This is a genomic window from Streptomyces africanus (assembly GCF_030816955.1).
GTDB lineage: Bacteria > Actinomycetota > Actinomycetes > Streptomycetales > Streptomycetaceae > Streptomyces > Streptomyces africanus.
Genome location: NZ_JAUSYP010000001.1, coordinates 311,301 through 337,877 on the forward strand (window position 1 = coordinate 311,301; position 26,577 = coordinate 337,877).

At 71.3% G+C, this 26,577-nt stretch carries 19 protein-coding genes and 7 pseudogenes; 13 read left to right on the plus strand and 13 right to left on the minus strand.

What is annotated here, in order from left to right; all coding sequences use genetic code 11:
- Positions 1 to 37 precede the first annotated feature (37 nt).
- The 3 genes from QF034_RS01735 to QF034_RS01745 form a co-directional block, all read right to left on the minus strand.
- Positions 38 to 1,723 (minus strand): hypothetical protein, encoded by a 1,686-nt coding sequence (locus QF034_RS01735; RefSeq protein ID WP_307173207.1) that lies wholly within the window; start codon positions 1,721 to 1,723, stop codon positions 38 to 40.
- A gap of 136 nt (positions 1,724 to 1,859) precedes the next feature.
- On the minus strand, positions 1,860 to 2,351 hold the full coding sequence (locus QF034_RS01740) for a hypothetical protein (protein WP_307173208.1): 492 nt from the start codon (positions 2,349 to 2,351) through the stop codon (positions 1,860 to 1,862).
- Positions 2,348 to 4,738, minus strand: a complete 2,391-nt coding sequence (locus QF034_RS01745; RefSeq protein WP_307173209.1) for a molybdopterin oxidoreductase family protein — start codon at positions 4,736 to 4,738, stop codon at positions 2,348 to 2,350. Before QF034_RS01745 ends, QF034_RS01740 begins: the two co-directional genes overlap by 4 nt.
- A gap of 238 nt (positions 4,739 to 4,976) precedes the next feature.
- Between QF034_RS01745 and QF034_RS01750 the strand changes: the two genes are divergently transcribed.
- Positions 4,977 to 5,804, plus strand: coding sequence for an SAM-dependent methyltransferase (locus tag QF034_RS01750; RefSeq protein ID WP_307173210.1), 828 nt, complete (start codon positions 4,977 to 4,979; stop codon positions 5,802 to 5,804).
- Between the two features lie 65 nt (positions 5,805 to 5,869).
- Here the strand turns inward: QF034_RS01750 and QF034_RS01755 are convergent, their stop codons facing one another.
- Positions 5,870 to 6,784 (minus strand): helix-turn-helix domain-containing protein, encoded by a 915-nt coding sequence (locus tag QF034_RS01755; RefSeq protein WP_307173211.1) that lies wholly within the window; start codon positions 6,782 to 6,784, stop codon positions 5,870 to 5,872.
- A 122-nt stretch (positions 6,785 to 6,906) separates the two neighbouring features.
- Complete coding sequence (locus QF034_RS01760) at positions 6,907 to 7,137, minus strand: DUF397 domain-containing protein (protein WP_037673508.1); 231 nt, start codon at positions 7,135 to 7,137, stop codon at positions 6,907 to 6,909.
- A gap of 291 nt (positions 7,138 to 7,428) precedes the next feature.
- Between QF034_RS01760 and QF034_RS01765 the strand changes: the two genes are divergently transcribed.
- The 6 genes from QF034_RS01765 to QF034_RS01790 all read left to right on the plus strand — a co-directional run bounded on the left by QF034_RS01765 (position 7,429) and on the right by QF034_RS01790 (position 14,541).
- A complete protein-coding gene (locus QF034_RS01765) occupies positions 7,429 to 7,911 on the plus strand; it encodes an ATP-binding protein (RefSeq protein WP_307173212.1) in 483 nt (160 codons plus the stop codon).
- A 28-nt stretch (positions 7,912 to 7,939) separates the two neighbouring features.
- Positions 7,940 to 8,485 (plus strand): hypothetical protein, encoded by a 546-nt coding sequence (locus tag QF034_RS01770; protein WP_086562394.1) that lies wholly within the window; start codon positions 7,940 to 7,942, stop codon positions 8,483 to 8,485.
- A gap of 213 nt (positions 8,486 to 8,698) precedes the next feature.
- A complete protein-coding gene (locus tag QF034_RS01775; RefSeq protein ID WP_307173213.1) occupies positions 8,699 to 11,329 on the plus strand; it encodes a SpoIIE family protein phosphatase in 2,631 nt (876 codons plus the stop codon).
- 137 nt (positions 11,330 to 11,466) lie between these two features.
- A complete protein-coding gene (locus QF034_RS01780) occupies positions 11,467 to 12,831 on the plus strand; it encodes an FAD-dependent oxidoreductase (protein WP_307173214.1) in 1,365 nt (454 codons plus the stop codon).
- 144 nt (positions 12,832 to 12,975) lie between these two features.
- Entirely contained in the window at positions 12,976 to 13,470 is a 495-nt protein-coding gene (locus QF034_RS01785; RefSeq protein ID WP_307173215.1) for a lamin tail domain-containing protein, read from the plus strand.
- Positions 13,471 to 13,566: 96 nt separating this feature from the next.
- On the plus strand, positions 13,567 to 14,541 hold the full coding sequence (locus tag QF034_RS01790; RefSeq protein ID WP_307173216.1) for an alpha/beta fold hydrolase: 975 nt from the start codon (positions 13,567 to 13,569) through the stop codon (positions 14,539 to 14,541).
- On the opposite strand, the gene QF034_RS01795 is transcribed toward QF034_RS01790, so the two are convergent.
- The 7 genes and pseudogenes from QF034_RS01795 to QF034_RS01825 all read right to left on the minus strand — a co-directional run bounded on the left by QF034_RS01795 (position 14,538) and on the right by QF034_RS01825 (position 19,167).
- Positions 14,538 to 15,149, minus strand: coding sequence for an FAD-dependent monooxygenase (locus tag QF034_RS01795; protein WP_307173217.1), 612 nt, complete (start codon positions 15,147 to 15,149; stop codon positions 14,538 to 14,540). The genes QF034_RS01790 and QF034_RS01795 overlap by 4 nt on opposite strands.
- 115 nt (positions 15,150 to 15,264) lie before the next feature.
- Positions 15,265 to 16,041, minus strand: a pseudogene (locus QF034_RS01800) (FAD-dependent monooxygenase); the annotation flags it as partial.
- 87 nt (positions 16,042 to 16,128) lie between these two features.
- Positions 16,129 to 16,503, minus strand: coding sequence for a hypothetical protein (locus QF034_RS01805; protein ID WP_307173218.1), 375 nt, complete (start codon positions 16,501 to 16,503; stop codon positions 16,129 to 16,131).
- 72 nt (positions 16,504 to 16,575) lie between these two features.
- Complete coding sequence (locus QF034_RS01810; protein ID WP_307173219.1) at positions 16,576 to 17,097, minus strand: roadblock/LC7 domain-containing protein; 522 nt, start codon at positions 17,095 to 17,097, stop codon at positions 16,576 to 16,578.
- 38 nt (positions 17,098 to 17,135) lie between these two features.
- Entirely contained in the window at positions 17,136 to 17,969 is an 834-nt protein-coding gene (locus tag QF034_RS01815; protein ID WP_307173220.1) for a hypothetical protein, read from the minus strand.
- Positions 17,966 to 18,370 (minus strand): hypothetical protein, encoded by a 405-nt coding sequence (locus tag QF034_RS01820; protein ID WP_307173221.1) that lies wholly within the window; start codon positions 18,368 to 18,370, stop codon positions 17,966 to 17,968. The genes QF034_RS01815 and QF034_RS01820 overlap by 4 nt, the downstream gene beginning before the upstream one ends.
- A 293-nt stretch (positions 18,371 to 18,663) precedes the next feature.
- A complete protein-coding gene (locus QF034_RS01825; protein ID WP_307173222.1) occupies positions 18,664 to 19,167 on the minus strand; it encodes an ATP-binding protein in 504 nt (167 codons plus the stop codon).
- Positions 19,168 to 19,366: 199 nt separating this feature from the next.
- Between QF034_RS01825 and QF034_RS01830 the strand changes: the two genes are divergently transcribed.
- From QF034_RS01830 to QF034_RS01840, 3 genes and pseudogenes are all read left to right on the plus strand, one after another.
- On the plus strand, positions 19,367 to 20,569 hold the full coding sequence (locus QF034_RS01830) for a PP2C family protein-serine/threonine phosphatase (protein WP_307173223.1): 1,203 nt from the start codon (positions 19,367 to 19,369) through the stop codon (positions 20,567 to 20,569).
- Between the two features lie 642 nt (positions 20,570 to 21,211).
- A pseudogene (locus QF034_RS01835) lies at positions 21,212 to 23,126 on the plus strand (xanthine dehydrogenase family protein molybdopterin-binding subunit); the annotation flags it as partial.
- Between the two features lie 85 nt (positions 23,127 to 23,211).
- Positions 23,212 to 24,421 (plus strand): annotated as a pseudogene (locus QF034_RS01840) (XdhC family protein).
- Here the strand turns inward: QF034_RS01840 and QF034_RS01845 are convergent.
- Positions 24,407 to 24,808 (minus strand): annotated as a pseudogene (locus QF034_RS01845) (MmyB family transcriptional regulator); the annotation flags it as partial. The pseudogenes QF034_RS01840 and QF034_RS01845 overlap by 15 nt on opposite strands.
- Positions 24,809 to 24,882: 74 nt before the next feature.
- Between QF034_RS01845 and QF034_RS01850 the strand changes: the two are divergent.
- The 3 pseudogenes from QF034_RS01850 to QF034_RS01860 form a co-directional block, all read left to right on the plus strand.
- A pseudogene (locus tag QF034_RS01850) lies at positions 24,883 to 25,467 on the plus strand (SDR family NAD(P)-dependent oxidoreductase); the annotation flags it as partial.
- A gap of 195 nt (positions 25,468 to 25,662) precedes the next feature.
- Positions 25,663 to 25,824, plus strand: a pseudogene (locus QF034_RS01855) (cyclophilin-like fold protein); the annotation flags it as partial.
- 56 nt (positions 25,825 to 25,880) lie between these two features.
- Positions 25,881 to 26,441 (plus strand): annotated as a pseudogene (locus tag QF034_RS01860) (SDR family oxidoreductase); the annotation flags it as partial.
- Positions 26,442 to 26,577: the final 136 nt, after the last annotated feature.

Here is a 26,577-nt window from a genome sequence, read left to right on the forward strand (position 1 = left end):
TGCGGGTGGCGTGGATCGTCGTGTACGGCGTCGTCCTTCAGTGGCAGCACCCGTCGGCCGGCTGAGGACCGGGCGGCGCGGTGTCCAGGCGGCAGAAGCACGACGCCTGGATCGGGACGTCGGCCAGCGCGGTCGCCATCTTGAGCTGCTGGGCCACGAGGGCCGCCTCGGCGGTCTTGCCCGTCCGGAGCAGGCACTCGTGGAAGCCGTGCAGGGACCAGACGTTGCCAGGGTGCTGGAGGGGCCGGGGCAGGGTGTCGTCGAGGCCGAGGTCCGCGCGGTAGACCGCCTCGGCCTCCGCCACCCGGCCCTGTTCCAGCAGCAGGGCGCCGTAGGCGTGGCGGGTGGGCTGCATCCAGCCCCAGGGCTCGTCGTAGGGGAGGCCGTCGTCCAGCTCGATGGACCGCTCCAGGGCCGCGAAGGCGAGGTCGTGGTTGCCCCTGCGGTATTCGAGCTCTCCGTCGAGCATGGCCGCCGCGACGGCGAGGATGTCGCGGCAGGTGTTGTTGAACAGCATCCGCGACTCGGGCACCCGGCTCACCGCCGCCCGGAAGAGCTCGCGTTCGGCTTCCGCCCGGCCGACCTCGCCGGTGGCCGAGAGGGCGACGCCGCGAGCGTAGTGGCGCATGGCGGTGGTCACCGCGTGGAGCTCCGGGTCGGCGGGAGCGGGCAGGGCGAGGATGTCCGCCCAGCGGCCGAAGCGGATCAGTACGTGGACGCGCATGGCGAGGAAGCCCTCGAGCCAGTCGGCCATCGGAGGGCTCTGCACGCGGAGCAGGTCTTCCGGGATGGCGGTTTCCAGCTGGGCGGCGGTGTCGAGGGCGACCTGTGCCTGGCCGAGGAACATGGCCCCGTAGATCTTGAAGTGGTAGTTGTGCGCCCGGTAGAGGGTGTAGAAGTTCATCGCGCCGGCCCGCCGGTGGTACTTCTCGTCGGCGGCGATCGCGTCGCTGTTGGCGGCGACGACCCGGCGGTAGTCGCCGCACAGGACGTCGAGGTGCGAGGGCATGTGGTGCAGGTGCCCGGCGTCGGGCACGAGGCCGCGCAGCCGGTCGGCGACGGTGAGGGCCTGTTCCGGTGCCGGTGACATCTCCATCAGATGGATGTAGAGGTGCAGCACTCCGGGGTGCCGTGCACCCGAGTCGGTCCCGAGCGCCCCGTCCAGCACGGCCTTGGCTTCCATGGTCCGTGCTCCCTCGGCGGGCTGACCGGTTGTCAGGTCCCACAGCTGCCAGGGGGTGAGGTTCATCAGGGCGTCGGCGTACAGGGTGGCGATGTCCGGGTCGTCGGGCGCCAGTTCGTACACCGCGCGCATCGCGTCCGCGTACGGCTCGTTCCACACCGAGCAGTCCTCGACGGCCTCCGGCTGCGGGTAGCGGGCCCGCAGCGCGCCGATCAGAGCCTGCTCGACCGGGGTGGCCCGGACGGCCTTCTCATGGGCCCGTTCCACTGCGGCGTGCGTACGCCCCACCGTCCGCACCAGTTCCTCGCCGTCGAAGAATTCCCAGGGCTTGTTGTAGTTCGGGCCCAGCGCGTAGGCGATGCCCCAATATGCCATCGGGCACTCGGGATCAGCCTCGGCCGCCTTTTCGAAGCAGGCGACGGCTTCCTCGTGGTGGAAGGCGTATGTCCACACCAGGCCGCGGTCGAACCAGAGTTGGGCCTCGGCGGAGGAAGTGGTGACGGGACGGCTGTGCGGGCCGAGGTCGTAATAGTCGCCCATGGGTTTCTCCTGGGAAATCGGCCGGGAGCCGTGAGAATAGCGGTTGCGGACGCACCCTCGATCACCGATGAATTCTCGTATTTCCACATGAGCGGGGCATCGTTGAGCGGCAGGAAGACACCTGGGACGGTCCCGGTCAGACGCTGGTCAGGATCTGCGGTGCGAGGATCTTGATCTGCGTGTTGGTCCAGCGCAGCTGCCGGAGCGTCTGCGGATGGCAGTCGGTGACCAGCGCCAGGAGCCGCTCGTCCCGGGTGGCCTGCGCCGCCTGGGCGAGCATCTCCCAGTGCAGGGAGTTGCGCGCGGCGGCCAGGTGCAGATCGCGCAGGTCGTGCAGGAGGAGCAGGCCGGTCGCGGGCCGCCGGCCGAGGGCTTCCGACGCCTTCTCCCGGAGCGCGGCGAGCGCCCCGGGCGACGGGTTCCCGCGCGGTCCTGACAGGTCGAGGCCGTGGTCGCGGCCCGCGTCCGCGAGGCGGGCCGCGTGCTCGCGCGACCAGCGGGCGACGTCGAGGGCGACGTGGTGGAACTCGTGGTCGGTGTGGTGCCGTGCGGCGGCGGCGAGCAGGTCCTGCTCCAGGTCGCGCTCGCCGTCGTGGAGGAGTCGGAGGGTGGTTTCGATGCCGGTCATGTGCTGCTCCCCGCCGTCTCGTTCCGGGCGCCGGTGCCGCTCGCGCGCCGCGCGACGAGGGTGACCCGGGCTGCGCCGGTCTTGAACAGTGGCTGTTTGGAGACCGGGTCCCAGTCGGTGACGGTGGTCTCGTTGGCGGCGCGGCCCGGGACGTCGTCGGGCGGGCGGTGGCCGGCCGGGGTGTCCCAGTAGCCGTAGTGGAAGGGCAGGAACACCATGCCGTCGCGGATCGCGGTGGTACGCAGCCGGGCCCGTACCGCTCCGCGCGGGGTCGTGACCTGCACCAGGTCGCCGTCGGCGAGCCCCTGGGCCGACGCCTCGGCGGGCGAGATCTCCGCCCAGACGTCCGGCGCGGCGGCGTTCAGCTCGGGGGCGCGCGCGGTCTTCGTGCGGGTGTGGAAGTGGTACACGGTCCGGCCGGTGATCAGCTGGAGGGGGTAGTCGGCGGAGGTGTCCTCGTGGGGCGGCAGGTACTCCGCGGCCTTGAGGACGGCCTTGCCGTCCGGGTTGAGGGACCGGTACTCCACGGGCTCCACGCTCGCCCCGGTGACCATGTCCCTGCCGTAGCTCTCGCAGGTGTCGGGGTGGGCGTAGGTGATGCCGTCGGTGTAGAGGCGCGCGGTGCCGTCGGGGGCCTGTTCGGTGCAGGGCCACTGGATGCCGCTGCCGCCGCGCAGTCGCTGGTAGCTCAGGCCCGTGTAGTCGCAGGGGCGGCCGGCGCTGCACCGCTGCCAGGCCGCGAACGCCGACTCGGGGTCGTGCCAGCTGATCAGCGGCCCGTCGTCCTTGTCGCGGAAGTCCATGCGGGCGGCGAAGTCGAGGAAGATGTCCAGGTCGGCCCTGGCCTCGCCGGGCGGTTCGACCGCCTTCTCCGACAGGTGCACGGTGCGGTCGGCGTTGGTGAGGGTGCCGGTCTTCTCGCCCCAGGTCGCCGCGGGCAGCACCACGTCGGCGAGCTGCGCGGTCTCCGTCAGGAACAGGTCCTGCGCGACCACGAACAGCCGTTCCTGGGCGAGGATCGACCGGATGCGGGACAGCTCGGGCAGGGACACGGCCGGGTTGGTGCCGGTGATCCACAGCATCCGGACCGAGCCCTGTTCGGCGTACCGGAAGATCTGCATGGCGTGCGTGGGCGGCGCGTAGTGCGGGATCGTCTCGGGCTTCACGTTCCACACGGCGGCCAGTTCGGCCACGTGCTCGTCGTTCTGCCAGTTACGGAAGCCCGGCAGGTCACCGTCCGCGCCGCATTCGCGGGTGTTCTCGGCGCTGGGCTGCCCGTTCATCTGGAGCAGTCCGCGGCCGGGGCGGCCCAGCATGCCGCGGATCAGGTGCAGGTTGTTGACCTGGACGGCGGCCGCGGTGGCCTGGTGGGACTGGTAGACGCCCTGGAGGACCGTGGACAGCAGCCGCTCGGCGGTGCCGAGGATCTCCGCGGCCCGCTCGATCTGCGCGGCCGGCACGTCACAGATCCCGGCCGCCCACCTGGGGGTGCACTCCTCGACCATGGCCGCGAGTTCCTCGAAGCCGACGGTGTGGGCGTCGACGTAGGCCCGGTCGACGCGGCCGGTGCGGATGATCTCGTGCAGCAGCGCGTTGAGCAGGGCGACGTTCGTGCCCGCGCGGGGGGCCAGGTGGACGTCGGCGCGCCGGGCGACCTGCGTGTACCGCGGATCCACGCACACGAGCCGGGGCGGGTCGCTTCCCTCCAGGCGGTCCAGGAGCCGCATCCAGAGGACGGTCTGGGTCTCCGCCATGTTGTGCCCGAACAGCGCGATGGTGTCGGCGTGGTCGATGTCCTCGTAGGAGCCGGGCTGCCCGTCGCAGCCGAAGGTCTCCTTGAGCGCCTCGGCGGCGGTCGCCGTGCACAGCCGGGTGTTGCCGTCCAGGTGGTTGGTGCGGATGCCGGCGCGGGCGAGGACGGCCAGGGTGTAGTACTCCTCCAGGAAGAGCTGTCCGGTGGTGTAGAAGCCGATCGACCCCGGGCCCTTGTCGTCCAGGAGGTCCCGGGTCCGGGCGGTGATCCGGTTCATGGCGGTGTCCCAGTCGGACTCCACGAGCCGGCCGTGCTCACGGACCAGGGGCCTGGTGAGCCGGTCCGGAGAGGCGTTGGCCTGCCAGCCGTAGAGGTCCTTGGGGCCCAGGCGTCCGCGGTTCACCCGGTCCGCGGTCCTGCCCCGCACTCCCACGATGCGGCCCTCGCGCACCGCGATGTCCATCGCGTCGCCGTTGGAGTGCAGCAGCGAGGCGGACTGCACCCACCGCTCCACGTCCTGCTCGGCGATCCCGGCCCGCAGGTGCGTGTCCGTCCGGGACGGCCAGGGCGTGCCGGGGGCGTAGGGGGTGCGCGCACCCCAGGGATCCGCGATCCGGTCGGCCGAGGTGTCCATGGTCCCACCTCCCACGGGAGAACGTCCCGTGACGAGTACCCCGCCGTGCCCCCGGGAACTCCGGTGACGCTGAGTGCACAAGCGTGCCACAGAGGGCACACAGCGTCGCGGGAGGCGATCACCCGGTCGTTCGATCGTGGGTACCTTCACCACTGGGCTGGCAGCGGCCAACTCCCCCTCCCTAGGATGTACTTCCTGTCCAGCCAGTCCGTTGGCGCGGCACCACGCAGGGGGAACGATGCACTCCGAGAAGCAGTTGTCCACCGAGATCGACGCGAACGTGCCGACGGCAGCGCGCATGTACGACCACTACCTGGGCGGCAAGGACAACTACGCGGCCGACCGTGCCGCGTGCGAGGAGCTCGACAAGGTCGTGCCCAGCACGCGCCGCCTGGCCCTGAACAACCGGCGCTTCCTCCAGCGGGTCGTGCGGACCCTGTCCGAGGACTACGGCATCCGGCAGTACCTCGACCACGGATCCGGCCTGCCGACCCAGGACAACGTGCACCAGGTCGCCCAGCGCATCGACCCCACGACCCACGTGGTGTACGTCGACAACGACCCGATGGTGCTGGTCCACGGCCGGGCGCTGCTGGAGCAGGACGAGCGCACCAGCGTCATCCACGCGGACATGCGCGAGACCGACCTGATCTTCGACCACCCCGACACCAAGCGGTTGATCGACTTCTCCCAGCCGGTGTGCGTGCTGTTCAACTCGGTGTTCCACTGCATCCCGGACAGCGACACCGACGGGCCGCTCGCGGTGGCCCGCCGCGTGCGGGAGCGGCTCGCGCCCGGCAGCTTCATGGTGATGTGCCAGCTGGTCAGCGAGGACCCCGAGGTCCGTGCCTTCGTCACGAACTTCATGGACCAGGCGACCCAGGGGCACTGGGGCCGTGTGCGTGAGGAGAAGGACGTCGCCGCGTACTTCGAGGGTCTGGAGATCCTGGAGCCGGGGCTGGTGGAGGTGTCCACGTGGCGTCCGGACACCGAAGTGGCGCCCCGTCAGCTCACCCACGAGTGGATCGAGTTCGGCGGTGTGGGGCGGATTCCCCTGGAGAAGTGACCCAGGAGAAGTGACGCAGGTGCCGCGCGCGGGACGCGGGTCGTCCCGCGCGCGGCACTCACGCGTCAGGCGTAGCGCTGTTCCATCGTCGTGCGCAGCAGTTCCAGGGAGTCACGGGGCTTGAGCGCCTCGTCCGCGAGGCGGTCGAGCGCGATCCGGTACTCCTCCGTCTCGTCGCGGTCCTCGAGGAAGTTCGCGCTCTTGATGTGCTCCAGGTAGACCACGTCGGGCAGGTCGAGGCCGCCGAAGCGCAGATACGTGACCGGGATGGCCGGTGCCGAGGCGTTCGTGACGTTCAGCGGGACGATCTGCAAGGTCACGTTGGGGCGTTCGGCCATCTCGACGAGGTGCGCGAGCTGCTCCCGCATCACCTCGGTGCTGCCCAGGACGCGCAGCAGCACGGACTCGTCGATGACCGCCCACAGCTGCGGCGCGTCCGGCCGGAACAGCAACCGCGCCCGGTGCCGGCGGAGCTCGACGCGCCGCTCCACCTCACCGGCCGGTGCGTTCGGCAGGCCCCGCTCCACCACGGCCTTGGTGTAGGCGGGTGTCTGCAACAGGCCGGGTACGTACTGGATCTCGAAGGTACGGATGGTGGCGGCGGCCTCCTGGAGTCCGACCAGCCGGTCGAACCACTCGGGCATCAGACGCTTGTCGTACCGCTGCCACCAGCCCGGCTCGCCGGCGCGCTGCAACAGCTTGAGCAGCACCGAGGCCTCGTAGTCGTCGGTGCCGTACAGCTGCAGCAGCGCCCGGACGTCGTTCTCGGTCGGCGGGCGGCGGCCCTTGCCGGACTCGATGCGGGACAGCTTCGCGGCACTGAAGCCGACAGCGCGCGCCGCCTGGTCCTGGGCGAGCCCGGCGTCCTCACGGAAGCCTGCCAGCTGTACGCCGACCAGCATCTTCAGCAGAGTCGGCGCAGGCTCGGGCCTGTCCAGGTAGGGTTCCAGACGGGAGATGCGATGCGACGCGGCGGACATCCTGACTCCCAGCAGACCGGCACAAGGGCGATTTACACTATCGCACTCCGCCGGGCGCGCCCGCATCCCTCGGAGCCACCCCACAGAAGTGGCGAGTTGGGCTCCACTTCACCGGGCGGGCTTCACAGCAAGTGGTCGAACTCGCCGTCCTTCGCTCCGGCCAGGAACGCCGCCACCTCCGCCGCCGTGTAGACGAGCGCGGGCCCGTCGGGGTCACGGGAGTTGCGCATCGCGATCCCGCCGTCGACGAGAGGGGCGACTTCGACGCAGTTGCCCTCGGCGTTGCTGTGCCGGCTCTTGATCCAGCAGGCGTCCAACGAGCTTGCCTGCACTCCGTTCTGCACTGGTGGCACCGCGGTCTCCTCGCTGCTCTGGTTCACGTCCCCCGGCTTGCGTACCCAACACGGCTTGATTGTCACGCAATTTCGCGTGCAATTGCACGCGACCGCCGTCAGCGTGGATAATAGCCGCGGCGTCAACCCCTTTGTCGGCGCCGCGTCCTGACCTCGCATCGGGGAGATGCCGTGTCATCAGCTGCGCACCAGGTGCTCCGGCCGCCCAGTGGGGCTGCGGCACAAGCAGCCGCACCCGCCACGAGCACCGGATTCCCGCCCGGCCCGCCCGCGGTGACCACGCATGAGGCGATGCCGTACGGGACCCCGCCCCCGATACCGGAGACGGTGCCGCAGCCCTGCGGGACCCTGTCCGCCTCGGCCGCCCTGCGCGTCGAGTGCAGCGGGGAAGGGTTCGCGCGCGCCCGGTCGTTCACCCGCGACACGCTGCACTTCTGGTCACTCGACCACCGCTGCGACGACACGACCCTCGTCATCACCGAACTCGCCGCCAACGCCGCGACGCACGCGGCGCCGGGGACGGCGGGCACGGCCGGTGCGCCGGCCGCGCCGGAGATCCGGCTCGGGTTCCTCCTGGACTCCACGCACCTGCTGGTCACCGTCTCCGACCCCGACGACCACCCGCCCTTGCACGCCCCCACCGGCTCCGCCCTGGCGGAGCACGGCAGGGGCCTGGGCATCGTCGATGCCCTGTCCGAGGAGTGGGGCTGGACCCCCTGCCCTCCGGCGGGCAAGACGGTCTGGGCCAGGTTGTCGACCTGTCCACCCATCTGACACGACTGCCGCGGAAAGGCCCCTCGCCATGCGCAGCGCTTCGACGGAACACCCGAGCAGCGAGCGCCCACAGCGCCCCGGCGCCCCGTCCGGGGTCGCCACGACCACGCCGCTCACGGCCCTGGACCGAGTGCCCTGGGGCGACATCCAGGACTCCACCGGTTCGGCGGCGGCCATTCCCCTCCTGCTCAACGGCATCGCCTGGGGTGACGCCGACACGGCCCGCTCCGCACTCGCCGACCTGCGGCGGCGGATCTGCCAGTTCGGCTTCGTCGTGGAGCAGGCGACGGCCGCCACGGTTCCCTTCCTGTGGGAGCTGGCGAAACTGCCGCAGGTGACCTGCCGTGCCCAGATCATCCAGCTGCTCAAGAGCATCGCCGACGCCCGGCAGTGGGAGAGCACCGCCGCCGCCTACCCGAAGCTGCTGAACCGCCGGGAGAACCCGGTGGTGTGGGAGCGCGCGGCCCGCCAGGCGGTCCGGGCCCGGCGCGGCGAGCTCGGCCGGCTGATGGCGGACGAGGACACGGAGATCGCCCGGGCCACGACCGAGCTCGCCCGTTCCCTGAGCACCTGACGGTATGCGGTGCCCGGGCGCCGGGAGTCGTGACGAAACCGTGAGGGCCCCCTGTCACCATGGGTGATGCCCCTCGCCTCGCGCGGCCGGGCAGTGTAGACATGGCACATGGTCCGACTCTTGGGTCGATCCGGGACTCGATCGCCCCTGCGGCCCGGCGCTGCGCCGTCCGCTCGGCAGCGGCGGGAGGCGAGCCCGTCGCGGTGGCATCCGATGGCGGGGCTGCGGTCGGTGCTGGGCGGACGCAGCGTCGCCGGACAGGTGTTCCTGCTCGTCGTGGTGATCGTGCTGCTGCTGGTGGTGGCGGCCGTCGTGGCGCTGGTCCTGCAAGTGCGGCACGACACGACCCAGGAGGCCCGCAACCGTTCCCTCGCCGTCGCGGAGACCTTCGCCAACGCGCCGGGCACGATCGAGGCGCTGGACAGCCCCGACCCCACGGCGGTGCTCCAGCCGCGTGCCGAGGCCGCCCGTGAGCAGTCGAAGGTCGACTTCATCGTCGTCATGAACACCGACGGGATCCGCTACACCCATCCCAAGCCGGACCGCATCGGGAAGAAGTTCGTGGGGACGATCGCGCCCGCGCTGGCCGGAGAGGCGGTGACCGAGGACATCGAGGGCACCATCGGCCACCTCGTCCAGGCCGTGGTGCCGGTGAAGGACGCGGACGGGCAGGTCGTGGGGCTGGTGTCCGCGGGGGTCACGACCAAGAACATCGGCGGGACCGCCGACCGTCAGCTGCCGCTCGTGCTGTCCGCCGCCGCTGCGGCGCTCGCCCTGGCGACGGCGGGTGCCGCGCTGGTGAGCCGACGGCTGCTGCGCCAGACGCACGGGCTCGGGCCGCACGAGATGACCCGGATGTACGAACACCACGACGCCGTGCTGCACGCCGTCCGGGAGGGCGTGCTCATCGTCGACGACGGGGGCACCCTGCTGCTCGCCAACGACGAGGCGCACCGGCTGCTGGGACTGCCCGCCGACGCCGAGGGCCGGCACGTGCTCAGCCTGGGTCTCGACCCCGGCACCGCCGAGCTGCTGGCCTCCGGGCGCGTCGCGACGGACGAGGTGCACCTCGTCGGGGACCGGCTCCTCGCCGTGAACCAGCGCACCACGGACCGTGCGGGCGTACCGCCCGGCAGTGTCGCCACGCTCCGCGACTCCACCGAGCTGCGCGCCCTGTCCGGCCGGGCCGAGACCGCGCGGGAACGGCTCAACATGCTGTACGACGCCGGGGTGGGCATCGGGACGAGCCTGGACGTGACCCGTACGGCCGAGGAGCTGACCGAGCTGGCGGTGCCCCGGTTCGCCGACTTCGCCACCGTGGACCTGTTCGACGCGGTGCTGGGCGGCGGGCAGCCGGACGCGGCGACCGCGCTCAGCCGTGCGGCGCTGAGCGGGGTCCGCAAGGACGCTCCCCTCTACCCCGTCGGCGAGCGCATCAGGTTCGTCGAGTCCTCTCCGCAGGGCCGCAGCCTCGACACCGGCCGGCCCGTCCTGGAACCCCGGCTGGGCGAGGCCCCCGGCTGGCAGGCACAGGACCTCGAGCGTTCCGCGCAGATCGTGGAGTACGGCATCCACTCCCTGATCACCGTGCCGCTGCGGGCCGGGTCCCTGCTGCTCGGAGTGGTCAGCTTCTGGCGCTGCGAGAAGCCGGAGCCCTTCGACACGGACGAGCTGGCCCTGGCGGAGGAGCTGGTGGCGCGGGCCGCCGTCTCCATCGACAACGCGCGCCGCTACACCCGCGAGCACAGCATGGCGGTGACGCTCCAGCGCAGCCTGCTCCCGCGGAACCTGCCCGAGCAGGACGCCCTGGAGATCGCCTACCGGTATCTCCCCGCGCAGGCCGGGGTGGGCGGCGACTGGTTCGACGTGCTGCCGCTGTCGGGGGCCCGGGTCGCGCTCGTGGTCGGGGACGTCGTCGGCCACGGGCTGCACGCGGCGGCGACCATGGGGCGGCTGCGCACCGCCGTGCACAACTTCTCCGCCCTCGACCTCCCGCCCGACGAGCTCATCGCCCTGCTGGACGAGCTGGTCGGCCGCATCGACCAGGACGAGACGGAGGCGGAGGGCAGCGCCCCGGTCATCGGCGCGACCTGTCTGTACGCCGTGTACGACCCGGTCTCCCGGCGCTGCACCGTCGCCCGGGCCGGGCACCCCCCGCCGGCGCTGATCCACCCCGACGGCAGTGTCGAGTTCCCCGACGTGCCCGCCGGTCCCCCGCTCGGGCTCGGCGGTCTGCCGTTCGAGACGGCGGAGCTGGAGCTGGCGGAGGGCAGCCGGCTCGTCCTCTACACCGACGGGCTGGTCGAGGACCGGGAGCGGGACATCGACGTCGGTCTCGACATGCTGCGCGAGGCGCTGGGCCGGGCCGGTCAGTCCCCCGAGGACACCTGCCGGACCGTCCTCGACGCCCGGCTCACGGCCCGCTCCAGCGACGACATCGCCCTGATCGTCGCGCGCACCCGGGCACTCGCCCCCGACCGGGTCGCCGAGTGGCCGGTGCCGACCGACCCGGCGGCCGTGGGCGAGGTGCGGGCGGCGGTCACCCGGCAGCTGGCTCAGTGGGGACTGGACGAGCTGACGTTCACCACGGAGCTGATCCTGAGCGAGCTGGTCACCAACGCGCTCCGGTACGGCGGCGGCCCCATCCACGTGCGGGTGCTGCGCGACCGCAACCTGATCTGCGAGGTGTCCGACAGCAGCAGCACGTCGCCGCGTCTGCGGTACGCGACGATGACGGACGAGGGCGGGCGAGGGCTGTTCCTGGTCGCGCAGCTCGCCGAGCGCTGGGGGACGCGCTATCTGCCCGCCGGGAAGGTGATCTGGGCGGAGCAGCCGTTGCCGTGAGCGGCCATAAGGCCGCCTACGACCGGTCATAAAACCGCCTTATGAGCTCATAGACCGGACCCGCGTACCAACTTAGGCATGCCTCAGTTTAGGCTTCACGGCGAGATCACTTGTCGCCGCTCGAAGGGAACCTGACCATGCCCCGCCCCCTGCGGGTAGCCATCGTCGGATCCGGCCCCGCCGGGATCTACGCCGCCGACGCCCTGCTCAAGTCCCAGGTGGCCGCCGAACCCGGCGTGTCCATCGACATCTTCGAGCGCATGCCGGCGCCGTTCGGACTGATCCGTTACGGCGTCGCCCCCGACCACCCGCGGATCAAGGGCATCATCACCGCCCTGCACCAGGTCCTCGACAAGCCGCAGATCCGGCTCTTCGGCAACGTGGACTACGGCACCGACATCAGCCTGGACGACCTGCGCGCGTTCTACGACGGCGTGATCTTCGCCACCGGCGCGATGGCCGACCGGGCGCTGTCCCTCCCGGGCATCGACCTCGACGGCTCCTACGGCGCCGCGGACTTCGTGTCCTGGTACGACGGCCACCCGGACGTGCCGCGCACCTGGCCGCTGGAGGCGGAGAAGGTCGCCGTGCTCGGCGTCGGCAACGTCGCGCTCGACATCGCGCGCGTCCTGGCCAAGACCGCGGACGAGCTGCTCCCGACGGAGATCCCGCCGAACGTCTACGAGGGCCTGAAGGCCAACCGGGCCAAGGAGATCCACGTGTTCGGCCGCCGCGGCCCGGCGCAGGCGAAGTTCAGCCCGATGGAGCTGCGGGAGCTGGACCACTCCCCCAACATCGAGGTCATCGTCGACCCCGAGGACATCGACTACGACGAGGGCTCGATCGCGACCCGGCGCGGCAACAAGCAGGCCGACATGGTCGCCAAGACCCTGGAGAACTGGGCCATCCGCGACGTCGGCGACCGGCCCCACAAGCTCTTCCTGCACTTCTTCGAGTCGCCGGTGGAGATCCTGGGCGAGGACGGCAAGGTCGTCGGGCTGCGCACCGAGCGCACGGAACTCGACGGCACCGGCAACGTCAAGGGCACGAGCACGTTCAAGACCTGGGACGTCGGCGCGGTCTACCGTGCCGTCGGCTACCTGTCCGACAAGCTCCCCAAGCTGCCCTGGGACCTCGACTCCGGCACCGTCCCCGACGAGGGCGGCCGGGTCATGCAGGAGACCGGCGAGCACCTGCAGTCCACGTACGTCACCGGCTGGATCCGGCGCGGCCCGGTGGGCCTCATCGGTCACACCAAGGGCGACGCGAACGAGACGGTGGCGAACCTGCTGGACGACTACGCGAACGGCCGGCTGCACACGCCCGCCACCCCCGGCCCCGAGGCCGTGGACGCGTTCCTCGCCGAGCGGAACGTCCGCTTCACCACCTGGGACGGCTGGTACAAGCTGGACGCCGCGGAGAAGGCGCTGGGCGCACCCGAGGGGCGCGAGCGCGTGAAGCTCGTCGAGCGCGAGGACATGCTGCGGGCCAGCGGCGCCTGACCTCACAGACACCCCGAGGGCGGGTCCGGTGGCAATGCCACCGGACCCGCCCTTATGCGTGCTTGAACCGTGTACGATCCGGATGCTTCACCGAACCATCACATCGCCTTCACCAGAGGGCCATGCAGGGGGGGACGAACGTCCATGCGTATACGCCTTGTCGCGGCCACGGCCGTCGCTGCCGGAACACTCACCGCGCTTGCGGCGGTTCCGGCTCAGGCCGCCGAGTACGACTCCGCGCTGAAGATCCGCGGTATCCAGTACGACGCGCCCGGGAGGGACTCCAACAGCTGCTCGACGGGGAACACCGACGAGGAGTACCTGACCATCAAGAACTACTCGCGGTCGACGACGGTGAACCTCAAGGGGTACGTCGTGAAGGACGCCGCGGGGAACAAGTTCACCTTCACCGCGAGCCACACCCTCCAGCCGGGTGACTACGTGAAGCTGCGCGGCGGCAACGGATCCGACTCCGACGCGAACAACGTCGTGTACCGCGACAACTGCAACTTCATGTGGAACAACGACAAGGACACGATCTACGTGTACAAGCCGTCCGGCAGCCGCGCCGACGTGCACTCGTACACCAAGAGCGGTTCCGACCCGGACGGCAACGGGTACATCACGTACCACGGCTGAGCCTTTTGCCGAACCGGCAACAGGCTTCGTGTGCGTCGCGGCGGGCGCTGCATGATCGATGGACCGAGCGCCGCTTTCCGGAACGCGGGAGGATCCATGCCGCAGACGTCCGCCGTCGACCACACCCATCGCCTGGTGCCTTCACCGGCCGGCCGCCTTCACCTCGTCGAGCAGGGTGAGGGCCCGCTGGTCGTGCTCCTGCACGGATTCCCCGAGTCCTGGTACGCCTGGCGCCACCAGCTGCCGGCCCTGGCCGCCGCGGGCTACCGCGCGGTGGCCGTCGACGTGCGCGGCTACGGGCGCTCGTCCCGGCCCGCGGAGGTGGACGCGTACCGGATGCTCGAACTGGTGACGGACAACGTGGCCGTCGTGGAGGCGCTGGGCGAGCGGTCCGCGGTGCTCGTCGGGCACGACTGGGGCGCGACCATCGCCGCGACGTCCGCGCTGGTCCGGCCGGACGTGTTCCGCGCGGTCGCGCTGCTGAGCGTGCCCTACACCCCGCCCGGCGGGCCCAGGCCCAGCGAGGTCTTCGCGCGGATGGGCGGCGACGAGGAGTTCTACGTCTCCTACTTCCAGGAGCCCGGCCGGGCCGAGGCGGAGATCGAGCCCGATGTGCGCGGCTGGCTCGCGGGCTTCTACGCGGCCCTGTCCCCGGACACGATGCCCGAAGCCGACCCGCATTTCGTGGCGCGCGGGGGCCGGTTGCGCGACCGCTTCCCCGTGGGCCGGCTGCCGCACTGGCTGAGCGAGAGCGATCTCGACGTCTACGCCGGGGAGTTCGAACGCACGGGCCTGACCGGCGCGCTGAACCGCTACCGCTCCATGGACCGCGACTGGCGGGACCTGGCGGACTTCGCCGGCGCCCCCGTCACGCAGCCGTCGCTGTTCATCGGCGGCGGGCTGGACGCGTCCGCGACCTGGCTGTCCGACGCGATCGAGGCGTACCCGACGACCCTGCCCGGACTGACGGCCTCTCACATCCTCGACGGCTGCGGTCACTTCCTCCAGCAGGAGCGTCCCGCCGAGACCAACCGGCTGCTGGTCGAGTGGCTGAAGGGTCTCCCGGCCTAATTGTTCGCGCTCGGCAGCCAGTGGTCGAGGTAGGTGCGCAGGCCGGTCAGGTCGGTGTCTCGGGCGACGTATCCCACGTATCCGTCGGGTCGTACGAGGGCGTGGGTGGTGCCGGGCCAGGGACTTTCCGTGCCGAGGCGGTGGACGTCGACCAGGTCGTGCGGCGGCGGAATCTCGGGCCAGGAGCCGGTGAGCAGGAGGTGGTGACCCGGGCCGGCGGTGCGCTGCTGGAGGCCGCGTGGGTCGTCGGGGAGCCGGTCTCCGGCCCGGGGGCCGTGCGCCGGCCGGGCCGGTCCGGTGGTGGAGAGGGGGCCGCGGCGGTAGTGGATGCCGAGTTCGGACACCGTGCGGAAGAGGCGTGCGCGGGGTCCGGTCGCGCGCAGGAGCAGCGGGGCGAAGAGCGGGGCGAGGCGTGTCCGCGCCAGCCGCAGGGCCGGGTGGCTGCTCGTGCCGATGGTGAACGCGCGGTCGGTGAGGCGCCGTACGCGGTGGCCGACCGGGGCCCGCTCCGCCTCGTAGGTCTCCAGCAACTCCTCCGGCGCTGCCCCGCGGCAGACGTGGGCGAGTTTCCAGCCCAGGTTGAGCGCGTCCTGGATGCCGGTGTTCATGCCCTGTCCCCCGGCCGGGCTGTGGATGTGCGCTGCGTCTCCGGCGAGGAGAGAACGGGCCCTTGCGGTAGTGGGCGGCGCCGCGGTTGTGGATGCGGAAGGTCGTCGTCCAGACCGGGTCCCGCAGGGTCAGCCGGTCGGTCGTCCAGTCGTCGGCGATCTGCTGGAGGAGGTCCGGTGTCACCTCGTCGGACCGGGCGCCCGGTGGGTGCGTGGCGATCATCCGCCAGGTGGCCGGGGTGCCGAGCGGGAAGAAGAACAGCAGGCCGGAGGCGGTCATGTAGGTGTGCGCGGCGCCCGGCTCCAGTCCGTCGACCTCCAGGTCGGCCAGCAGGAACGTCTGGGGGTAGGCGTATCCCTCGAAAGCGATGCCCGCTCGGTCGCGCACGGTGCTGTGGGCTCCGTCGCAGCCGACGACGTAGCGGGCCCGCACCGTCTCCTCGCCGCCCTTCCCATGGCGCAGGCGGCAGGTGACGTACTCGCCCTCCGGCTCGGCGCTCACCAGCTCCGTGCCCCGCTCGACGGTGACGTCCCGTGCGGCGAGGCCGGCCGTGAGGACCGCCTCCGTCTCCGACTGCGGGAGGAAGAGCAGGAAGGGGTACGGCGTGTCGTCGCAGCCGACGTCGAACACCGGCACGTGCAGCGTGCGGCGGGGCAGATGCAGGTGCAGCCGGACCGACGCGTTCCCCCGGTCGACCAGTTCGTCCGTCACGCCGAACCCGGCCAGCATCTCCAGGGTGCGGGGCTGGATGGCCGGGGCGCGTGACTCCCTGACGCGGTCCAGTGAGCGGTCGACGATCCGGAACAGGGTGTCGTACGCGCGGAGCTGTGTCGCGAGTGCGAGTCCGGTCGGGCCCGCGCCCACCACGAGCACGTCCAGGGGTGCGGTCATGGGACCAACCGTAGGCGCCGCCGTGCGGCGTGCCGGGGCCCTCCGCTGCGTGTCCTCGACGGAGGGCTCCCGTCCGGTGGTGCCGGCTCAGACCTCCAGGTCGTTCTCGATCCGGCGCAGCTGGTGGCGGGCCATCGCCAGGTTCGCGCGGCTCGCGTCGAGCACGAGGTACAGGAACAGTCCGCTGCCGCCGCGCCCCTTGAGCAGGCGGATGAGGTGGTACTGGGAGTTCAGGGTGATCAGGATGTCCTCGATCTCCTCCTTCAGGCCCAGGAGTTCCATGGTGCGCAGCTTGGCCCGTACGACATCGGTGTTGCCGGCGGCGGCGACTTCCAGGTTGAAGTCCTTGGTGCCGCCGAGGGTGCCGAGCGCCATGCCGCTGGTGTAGTCGACGAGTGCCACGGCCGTCGCTCCGTCGATGGAGCTCAGGCATTCCTTCAGCGCGGTCTCCGTGTTGGCCATGCGGGCGGTTCCTTTCGTTCGGTGTTCTTCAGTGGGTCAGGCGGTTCTGGTGGGCAGGTGGTCCTGGGTGGCTCAGATGCCGGTCTGCGGGTGCGGTTGGTGGGTGGGCCGCTGCGGGGTGCGTACCGGGAGGGTGCCGATGGGGCGGGCCGTGACCGGGGGCGCCGCCGCGAGGTGTTCGGCGGGCGCGGGCCGGTCGGCGTGGCGCCCGGTGCCCGGCCCGACGTTCGTGGCCACCAGGTCGGCGATCCGGGCGCCGCTGCGCCGTCCCTCCAGGTGGAGGCGGCCGACGTTGACGCGGTCCTCGGCGAGGAGGGTGAGGACGGCGGTCGTTCCGGCCGCGTAGGTGGCGACATAGCCTCCGGAGCCGCGTACCAGCAGTTCGCGGAAGTCGCCGCGGGCCGCGGTGTCGGTCATGCGGTGGGCGACGCCGAGGGCGGCGGCGGTGAGCGCCGCGAGTCCCTCCGGTTCGGTGTCCGGGACGTCGTGGGCCAGGACGAGTCCGTCGACGGTGGCCGCGAGCGAACCGGTCAGGCGGGGTATGCGGGTGCGGAGCCGACGCAGTTCGTCGAGGACGTCGGTCTCGACGGCCATGAGCAGTCTCCTTTCGGCACGCTGTCGTCGCGCGCGGATCACAGTGCCTCCAAGGCGTGCAGGAGCCGTCGCAGCAGTGCGGTGTCGGGCTCGTCCGGTGCCGTGGGACGAAGGGCGGGGCCCGGTTCGGCGGACACGGGTGCGGGGGCAAGGGCGGGGGCGGGGGCAGAGGCAGGGGCGGGGGCGGGGACGGGGACTTCGGGGACGATCAGCCCGGCGGCGGCCAGGCGGCGGAGTTCGACGAGGGTGTGGAAGGTGCGGCAGGCGAGGGCGGTGGCGATCTGGGCGGCGGTGCGGACACCGTCCACCTGGGCGAGGATGCGGCTGCGGCGGGCCGGCAGGTCCGCCGGGTCGGTGCCGGGCACGCGGGCGAGCGGGGCGAGGTCGATGGCGGGCTCGGGCCATATGTGGTGCAGCTGTTCGCGACGGCGTCTCGACTCGCGCAGGACGCTGTCCACCGGCACGGCACGGACCGCGCCGAGCCAGTGCGTGGCTCCGGGGCGGAAGCGGAGGGCCGGTCCGTCGTGGGCGAGGACGAAGTACGCCGCGTCGAAGAGGGCACCCAGGTGGCACAGTTCGAGCGCGCCGGCGGCGAGGTGGCCGCTGTCCACCAGCTGACGGCCGACGCGGCAATCGCGGCCGGCCTCGTCGATGGCCTCCCACCAGCCATCCGGGGGAAGCGCTCCGCTGTGGGTGAGCAGATCGCCGATGTCGGGGGTGAGGGCGGACTCGACATGGACGACGCGCCCCGCGGCCAGGTAGACGATCCCCGCCTCGGTGGACAGGGCGCCGCTCGCGCCCTGCGCGGCGAGGGTGCCGAGCAGGGCCGAAGCCGGTTCGTCCGTGCGTGAGGTCCGGGTCGGCGTGATCATCCGAGCACCAGTCTGTCCGCCATCTCGGCCAGCCGGATGCGGGCCAGGGCGAGGTTGCCCTCGCCGCGGTCGAGCCACAGATGCAGGAACACCGTGCTGTCGAAGGTCGTGGTGACGAACCTGAGCAGGTGGTACGCGTCGGTGTTCGTGATGATCAGGTCCTGTACTGGTGGTTCCTTGCCGGACGCTCCGCCCGCGTCGCCGCCGGCCGGGGCGAGCACGCCGCTCTCCGTGGCGAGGCGGGCGAGTTCGGCGGTCTCCGCGGCCGCCGCCTCCAGGTCGCCGCCCGGTGCGTCACCCACCGCGCCCAGGGCGAGACCGCTGATCCAGTCGACCACCGCCGCCCCTCGCGCACCGGGCAGCCGCATGGCCTCCAGCAGACTCTCGTCGATTCCGGGCACGCCGAATCCCCTCCCCTGCACGGTCGTTCCCGCGAACGTGAGCACGACACTACGGAACGTGCTCGGCCCAGGTGAAGGCTTTGGCATTTTCCAAAGGAATGTGCAGTGGAGCCAGTAAGGGGGCGAACGGGATCGATCCGAAGCGAGCAGGACCTGTCGCGCCAGGCTCCATGGCTTCCGTTCCATGGCCTGACTTGGTGCTTCAGCGAGTCGGGCCCCGCAATCCACGCTCCACGGCGAGTCGCATGGTCGGGCAAAGGCCGCGTACCACGTAGGTCAGCGCATCGATGCGTTCACCGACGACCCGGCGACCGCCCCGTATCAACTCGTCGTCGGCCGGTGACGTCCCCGTTCGGATCGTCGGCCAGCGCGATGGCCGTGGTGATCCGTTTTCCCACGGGTTCGCGGTGGACTGCGAAACTCTGGCCGACCGCCATGACGATCTCCAGCCCGTGCCGGCCGATCCGCATCGGGTCGGGCGGGAGGATCGCCGGCGGCGTCGGGTTGCTGTCCCACACGGTCACCTCCACCGCGCCGCCGTCGACTTCCAGCGTCAGCAGGCAAGGACCGGGGGCGTACTTGCGGGCGTTGGTCACCAGCTCGCTGACCACGAGCTGCACCATGCCCATCGCGCGCCCTGACACCGGCAGCCCGTGTACGGCCTGGACATCGGTGAGGAAGCGGCGGGCCAGATCGCGGGCGACGGCAATGTCCTCGCTGCCCTCGAACGCCCCCGACACCGATACGAGGTTCTCCACCCGAGCCTGCCCGCCCTCACCGCCCGCCGTCTGCTCCATGCCGGCCCACCCCCTGCATCCAAACGTGCTGCGACCCGTTTACCCCCGAACCTTCACATCAGGCGTCGGGACTCAGTCAGAGGTGACGTCTCTGAGGTCCTTCCTGTTCCGGCGTCTACAGGCTGAGGCATGTGTCACAACCGTGCTGTGCCTGTCGCGTCGGCGGGAAAACGAGTTGGCAACCCAAAAGGAGGCTGACGTGGCACGCGATCGGATCGGACTGGCCGAGGTGTTGGCAACGGCGGAGGACGCCGCACCGGTGGCCTCCCTCGATGTCGTGGCGCGCAACCTGCGCGACCGGTTCGGCGCGCGGCACGTGTCGTTCCTGTGCGTCGACGTCGTCGGCCAGCGCCTGCTGCGGGTCAGCGAGGAGACGACTACGCGACAGGAGCGCCGCGCCGAACAGGTTCCCTTCGACGACAGCATCTACGACGAGGTCCTGCGCGCCCAGGAACTGGTGCAGGCTCCGGAGGGCGAGCGCGGGCAGCGGGTGCTCGCCCCCGTCACCAACCGCGGCGACGCCGTCGGTGTCCTGGAGCTGCTCCTTCCCCAGGTCACACAGGATGTGCTGGAGCAAGTGGAAGAGGCCGCGCACGCGCTGGCGTACATCATCGTCACCGACCGCCGCTTCACCGACCTCTACCACTGGGGCAACCGCACCACCTCGGTCAGCCTGGCCGCGGAGATCCAGCGTCAGCTGCTGCCTTCGGCGCCTTCGTGCGAGGCCGCCGAGTTCGCCCTCGCCGGCGCCCTCGTCCCGGCCGCCGACATCGCCGGTGACACCTACGACTACGCCGTCGACCAAGACACCCTGCACCTTTCCATCACCGATGCCATGGGGCACGACGTCGACGCCGCCCTCATGGCCACCCTCCTGGTCAATGCCTCCCGCGGCGCCCGCCGCGCCGGGACCGACCTCGCCGAACAGGCCCGCCAGACCCACCAGGCCCTCCTCGACCACGGCAGACGGACTTTCGCCACCGGCCAGCTGCTGCGCATCGCCCTGGACGGGACCGGCGCCCGGCTCGTCAACGCGGGCCACCCCTGGCCCCTACGACTGCGCGACGGCACGGTCGAGGAACTGCGCCTCGCCGTGGACCTGCCCTTCGGCGTCGCCGCGTACAAGGGCCCCTACAAGGTCCAGGACCTCGACCTGCGCCCCGGTGACCGCCTCGTGCTCTACACCGACGGCATGCAAGAGCGCCAAGCGCAAAAAGTCGACCTCCCCGGCCTGATCCGTGACACCGCCGCCGAACACCCGCGCGAGGTCGCGCGCAATCTGGCCACCACCGTCACCGACGCCTGCAACGGCCACCCGGAAGACGACGCCACCGTGCTGTGCCTGGACTGGCGCGGCCCGCGTCCGGCAGGCCACCGCGCGAACGCCGGGACCGACACCTGACCGAGTCCGCGAGGACGTCGCGGATCCTGCGGCGAAGGCCGGGTGAGACTGGAAGAGCGCCAGGGTCCCGGTCCGCAAGGCGGGCCGCGGCTCGTCAGGCCGTGCGACGCGTAGATCTCCTGTTCAGTGACGCGCGTGTCCTCGGTGGCGAAGCCCCGTCCTGCTCGCCCCAACACCACCCCCGCCGTCGTGACTTCTCCACGGCTCGGCCTTGGGGGGAGAAAAGGATCGAGGGAGGAAAACTCTCCCTGCCAGGGCGTCACTGGCGGTGCCAGACTGCCGGGCAGGACCGGCCGCGGCGGTGATCTGCACGGTCGTCCAGGTCCTGCGGCGACGACGGTCCCGCCTCCTGCCGTGCCGCTGTGCGCGGCATGATCCGTCCGCGATGCGAAGGCTTACGCATGTCCACTGAAGTCCACGAGTCTGCCGTTCCGCCCCCGCCGGAGCCGGTGAGTCCTCGCCGGCCCCCAGTCGGCGCACCTTCATCGCCGCCACTGGCGTGGTCGGCGGTTCCGTCGTTGCAGGCGGTGTGATCGGGGGGACACATCTTCTCGGCCCGGAGGAGGCGGCCGCCGCCGACACGTCGCCCTCCAGCCCTGTGTCCCTGACGGTGAACGGCACCCGGCGAACTGTGACGGTGGACAGGTGTTCCAGGACGACCGGGTGCTCTTCCAAGGCCAGCCGGTCGCCGTCGTCGTCGCCACCACTCTGGAGGCCGCACAGCACGGCGCGAGCCTGGTCAAGGTCGAGTATGACGCCGAAAAGCCCTCGACCGACCTGCGCGAGGCCGAGCCGGGCAAACCGACGACTTACGCGCGCGGCGACGCGGACGCCGGGTTGCGCGACGCGGCCGTACGCCTGGATGTGACGTACCAGTTGGCGCGCAACCACCACAACCCGATGGAGCCACACGCCACGATCGCCCGCTGGGACGGCGACAAGCTCACCGTCTGGAACAAGACCCAGTGGGTGATGGGCACCCGCGACGAGATCGCCGCCGTGTTCGACCTGCCCGCGGACGCGGTGCGAGTCGTCTCCCCCTTCGTCGGGGGCGGCTTCGGCAGCGGGCTGCGCTGCTGGCCGCACACGATCGTCGCCGCTATGGCCGCGCGGGAGACGAAGCGCCCGGTCAAGCTCGTGCTCGGCCGTCGTCAGATGTACTTCGGCACCGGTTTCCGGCCCTCCTACGAGTACCGGCTGCGACTGGGCAGCGACCGGCGCGGCCGGCTGACCGCCGCGACCCACGAGATCGACGCGGAGACCTCGTCGTACGAGACGTTCGCCGAGGGGGTCATGGCGCCCGGGCAGATGCTCTACAGCACGCCCCACGTCAGCCAGACGTACCGGCAGGTGCCGCTGGATGTGAACACGCCGATCTGGATGCGCGGCCCCGGCTTCGCGTCGGCGTCGTTCGTCATCGAGTCTGCGATGGACGAGCTCGCCCACAGGCTCGGCGTGGACCCGATCGAGTTGCGCCGGCGCAACGAGCCGTCCGAGGACGAGGCGAAGAACCTGCCGTTCTCGACCCGGCGGCTGCGCGAGTGCTACACGGTCGGTGCCCGGGAGTTCGGCTGGGATCGCCGTGACCCCAGGCCCCGTTCGACGCGTGACGGGGACTGGCTGGTCGGTCTGGGGATGGCGGCCGGCGTCTACGATCCCGGGCGTTTCCCCGCGGAGGCCCGTGCCCGCCTCCATGCCGACGGCACCGCCGTGGTCGAGGCGGCCACCACTGACATGGGGCCGGGCACCTACACCTCCCAGACTCAGGTGGTCGCCGACGCGCTCGGTCTGACCATGCGTACGGTGACCTTCCGGCTCGGCGACTCCCTGTATCCGCAGACCGGCCCGCACGGCGGCTCGTCGACCATGGCCAGTGTCGGCTCCGCCGTCGTCGACGCCTGCAACCAGGTGCGGCGTCAGGCGGTCGAACTGGCCGTCGAGGACGAAGAGTCGTCGCTGCACGGAGTGCCGGCCGGCGAGGTCGTCGTGCGCAACGGACGGCTGCACGTGCGGGGCAACCCGGCGCGCGGTGAGACGTACCGCAGTCTGCTGGCCCGCCACGACCGCTCCCACCTGGAAGCACGCGGCACCTACGCCGGTCCGCCGACTCCCGAACGGGAGTCCTACAACGCCTACAACGCGACCTTCGCCGAGGTCGCCGTCGACGCGACCCTGGGGCTGGTGCGGGTGCGGCGGATGCTCGGGGTGTACGACGCGGGCCGCATCATCAGCCCGAAGCTCGCCGAGAGCCAGGCGATCGGCGGCATCGTGGGCGGCATCGGCACCGCTCTGCTGGAGCACACGGTCACCGACCACCGTGACGGGCGGATCGTCAAACGCCAACCTCGCCGACTACCTCGTGCCCGTGAACGCCGATGTCCCCGAGGTCCGGGCGATCTACCTGGACGGCGAGGACAACGCGGGCAACGCGCTGGGGGTGAAGGGGCTCGGCGAGGTCGTCCAGGTGGGGGTGGCGGCCGCGATCGGCAACGCGGTCTTCAACGCCACCGGCCGCCGGGTCCGTGAACTGCCCATCACCGCCGAGGCGTTGATCTGAGCCGACTACCCGGGCCGCCGCCGCGTGACGGCGCTCCCCCGCGGCGCGGTGGCGGCCCCTCATCCCTTGCACGAAGGACCCGTTCATGCTGAACATCGCGGACACACTGCACCGTTGGTGCCGCGAGGGACGCCCTTTCGCCCTGGCCACTGTCGTCGACGTCACCGGCAGTGCACCCCTGCCGGTCGGCACGTCGGTCGCGGTGGACGAGGGCGCAACGCCGTCGGCAGCATCTCCGGCGGCTGCGTCGAAGGCGCGGTCTACGAACTGTGCCGACAGGTGCTCAGCGACCGGGGAGCCCCGCAACGCGCCCGCTTCGGGTACTCCGACGACGCCTTCGCCGTAGGACTGACCTGCGGCGGAGACCTCGACGTCCTCGTCCAGTGCGTCGATCCCGCGGTCCAGGCGCACCTCGCCGCCGCCCTCGCCGACGTCGTCCAGGGCCGCCCCACCGCCGTGGCCCAGGTGGTGGCCGGCCCCCGCGGCCTCATCGGCTCCGCCCTGAGCGTCGTCGCCGGCGGCAGCGTCACCTACGGCACCCTGGACGGCGGGCCGGCGGACAAGCTGGTGGCCGGAGGGGGCCCGGGCCCTGCTGCGGGCCGGGCGTACCACCCGTGTCACGGTCGGCGGGAACGGGGACGGCTGCCCCGAACCGATGACCGTCCTCGTCCACGTCCACGCGTCCCGCCCCCGCATGCTGATCTTCGGTGCCGTCGACTTCGCCGCCGCACTCAGCCAGGCCGGCCACTTCCTCGGCTACCGGGGTCACCGTGTGCGACGCCCGCCCCGTCTTCGCCACGCCCGCCCGCTTCCCGTACGCCGACGAGGTCGTGGTCGACTGGCCCCACCGCTCCTTGTCACAGACGGCCGTGGACTCTCGCACCGCCGTCTGCGTCCTCACCCACGACGCCAAATTCGACATCCCGCTGCTGCGGCTCGCCCTCGACCTGCCGGTGGGCTACGTCGGCGCGTTGGGCTCCCGGCGCACCCACGACGAACGCCTCCGCCTGCTGAGCGAGGCCGGCGTTTCCGACGAACAGCTCGCCGGCCTGCACTCCCCGATCGGCCTCGACCTCGGCGCCCGCACCCCCGAGGAGACGGCCGTCTCCATCACCGCGGAGATCATCGCCCACACCAACCGGGGCACGGGGCGGCCCCTGTCCCGGGCCACCGGACCGATCCACCGGCCGCTTCCCCCACTGAAGCCCCACCGGCCTGTGGAAGTGCCAATGCCACCGAATGTCCTCCACGACCGGCGTCGACTGAGGCGGCGGCATCGGTCAGCGGAGGGTTGAAGAGGGCGCCATGTTCTGCTCGGTGGCCCAGGAGGCGAGGATGCGCAGCCGCTCGTGGGTGGGAGAACCGGGAGCGGCCGTCCAGACGGTCAGGTGCTGGTCGGGGTCGGTGTTGGCGGTGAGAGTGTCCCAGTCCAGGACGAGTTCTCCCACGACCGGATGGTTCAGGGTCTTGGTGCCCACGGTGCGGGCGGCGACGTGGTGGTTGCCCCACCACTGGGCGAACTGCTTGTCCCGTGTGGACAGTTCACCGACCAGCTCGATGAGACGGGGATCCTCGGGATACTTCGCCGCCTCCATCCGCACCTGCGCCACGGCGATCCGCGCCGAGCTCTCCCAGTCCGCGTACAGGCTGCGCATCGCCGGATCGGTGAAGATGAGGCCGGGCATCCGAAGCCCGGCCCCGGCACTGTCCCTCGCCACCAAGGACTCACCGTGACCACATTCGCCCTCATCGGTGCGTCGCTCTCATCGCCCGCAACACCCAGCGCCTGGACAGCCTGACGGCCGAGCTGGCGCGCGACGGCATCGAGGCCCGCGGCTTCGCCGCCGACGTCCTCGACGTCGAATCCCTGACCGCGGCCCTGGACGCAGCCGGGACCTCGCTGGGGACCGTCGAAATCCTTCAGTACAGCCCCGTGCCCCGAGCCGACTTCATGAAGCCGGTCCTGGACACCGGCGCCGACGATCTCGACGCCCCGCTCGCCTTCTCCGTCAAGGGCCCCGTCACCTGCGTGAACGCCGTCCTGCCCGGCATGCGAGACCTGGGACGCGGCACGCTGTTGTTCGTCAACGGCGGCAGCGCCGTACGACCCAACCCGAACGTCGCCGGCACCTCGGTCGCCTTCGCCGCCGAGAGCGCCTACGCCCGCATGCTCCACGACACCCTCGCCGCCGAGAACATCCACGCCGCGCAGCTGATCGTCCCCGGCTCCATCCGGCCCGACGCCGAACACAGCAGCCCCGACGCCCTGGCCCGGCGCCTGTTCGACATCCACACGGAGCGCGACGGCTTCCGCCACTACTCCGAGCCCCTGCCCGGCTGAATCCCTGGCCGCCCCGTGATGCCGACCGCGTTTTCCGCCCTGGCAGCCCGTGGTGCCGTAGCCGCGGCCCTTGTGCTTGCCGTCACCGCCTGCACCGACAACTCGCCCGCCGCCTCCTCCGCGTCGTCCCCTTCGGGACAGCAACAGACGCCGACACGCCCGGCATCCACCGCATCGTCCGACAGGAACACCGCCATGAACATCCAGGTCACCATCGACGGCCAACCGGTCGATGCCACCCTCGACGACAACACCGTAGCCCGCGACTTCGCCTCCCTGCTCCCGCTCAGCCTCGATCTGGAGGACTTCCACCAGACGGAGCGGATCGCTTATCCCTCGCGCAAGCTCGACATCTCCGGCGCCCCGGCCCCGGTCGCACCGAAGGCCGGTGACCTGGCCTACTACGCGCCCTGGAGGACCAGGTCGCCGCCGCGGTCGACCGCACCGTGGAGACCTTCGGCCGCCTCGACATGGCCTACAACAACGCGGGCATCCAGATCCCGCCCAGCGACGCCGCCGACGAACACGCCGAACGCTTCGACCGCGTCAACGCCATCAACCTCCGCGGCGTATGGGCCTGTATGAAGCACGAACTGCGGCACATGCGTGCCCAGGGCAGCGGAGCCATCGTCAACTGCTCCTCGCTCGGCGGCCTGGTCGGCCTGCCCGGCCGCGCCTCCTACCACGCCTCCAAACACGGCGTGATCGGTCTGACCACCAGCGCCGCACTCGAATACGCCCCGCGCGGCATCCGCGTCAACGCCGTCTGCCCCGGCACCATCGACACTCCCATGGTCAGCGACATGATCGCCAAGGGAGAACTCGACCGCGCCGAGGCCGAAGCCAACCCGCCCATCAACCGGCTCGGTACCGCCGACGAGATCGCCCAGGCCGTCCTGTGGCTGTGCAGCCCCGGGGCCGGCTTCGTCGTCGGAGTCGCCCTTCCCGTCGACGGCGGCTACGTCGCCCGATAAGGGCGGGCCAGGAGCCGACGATGTCGTACCCCGGGTCGCGTTGCCGCCGGAGCACGGCAGCGGACCACACACCGTCGGTTCCGGAGCCCACGCCGCACGAAGTACGACTTCGTCGCATCAGTCCTCGTGCGCTTCC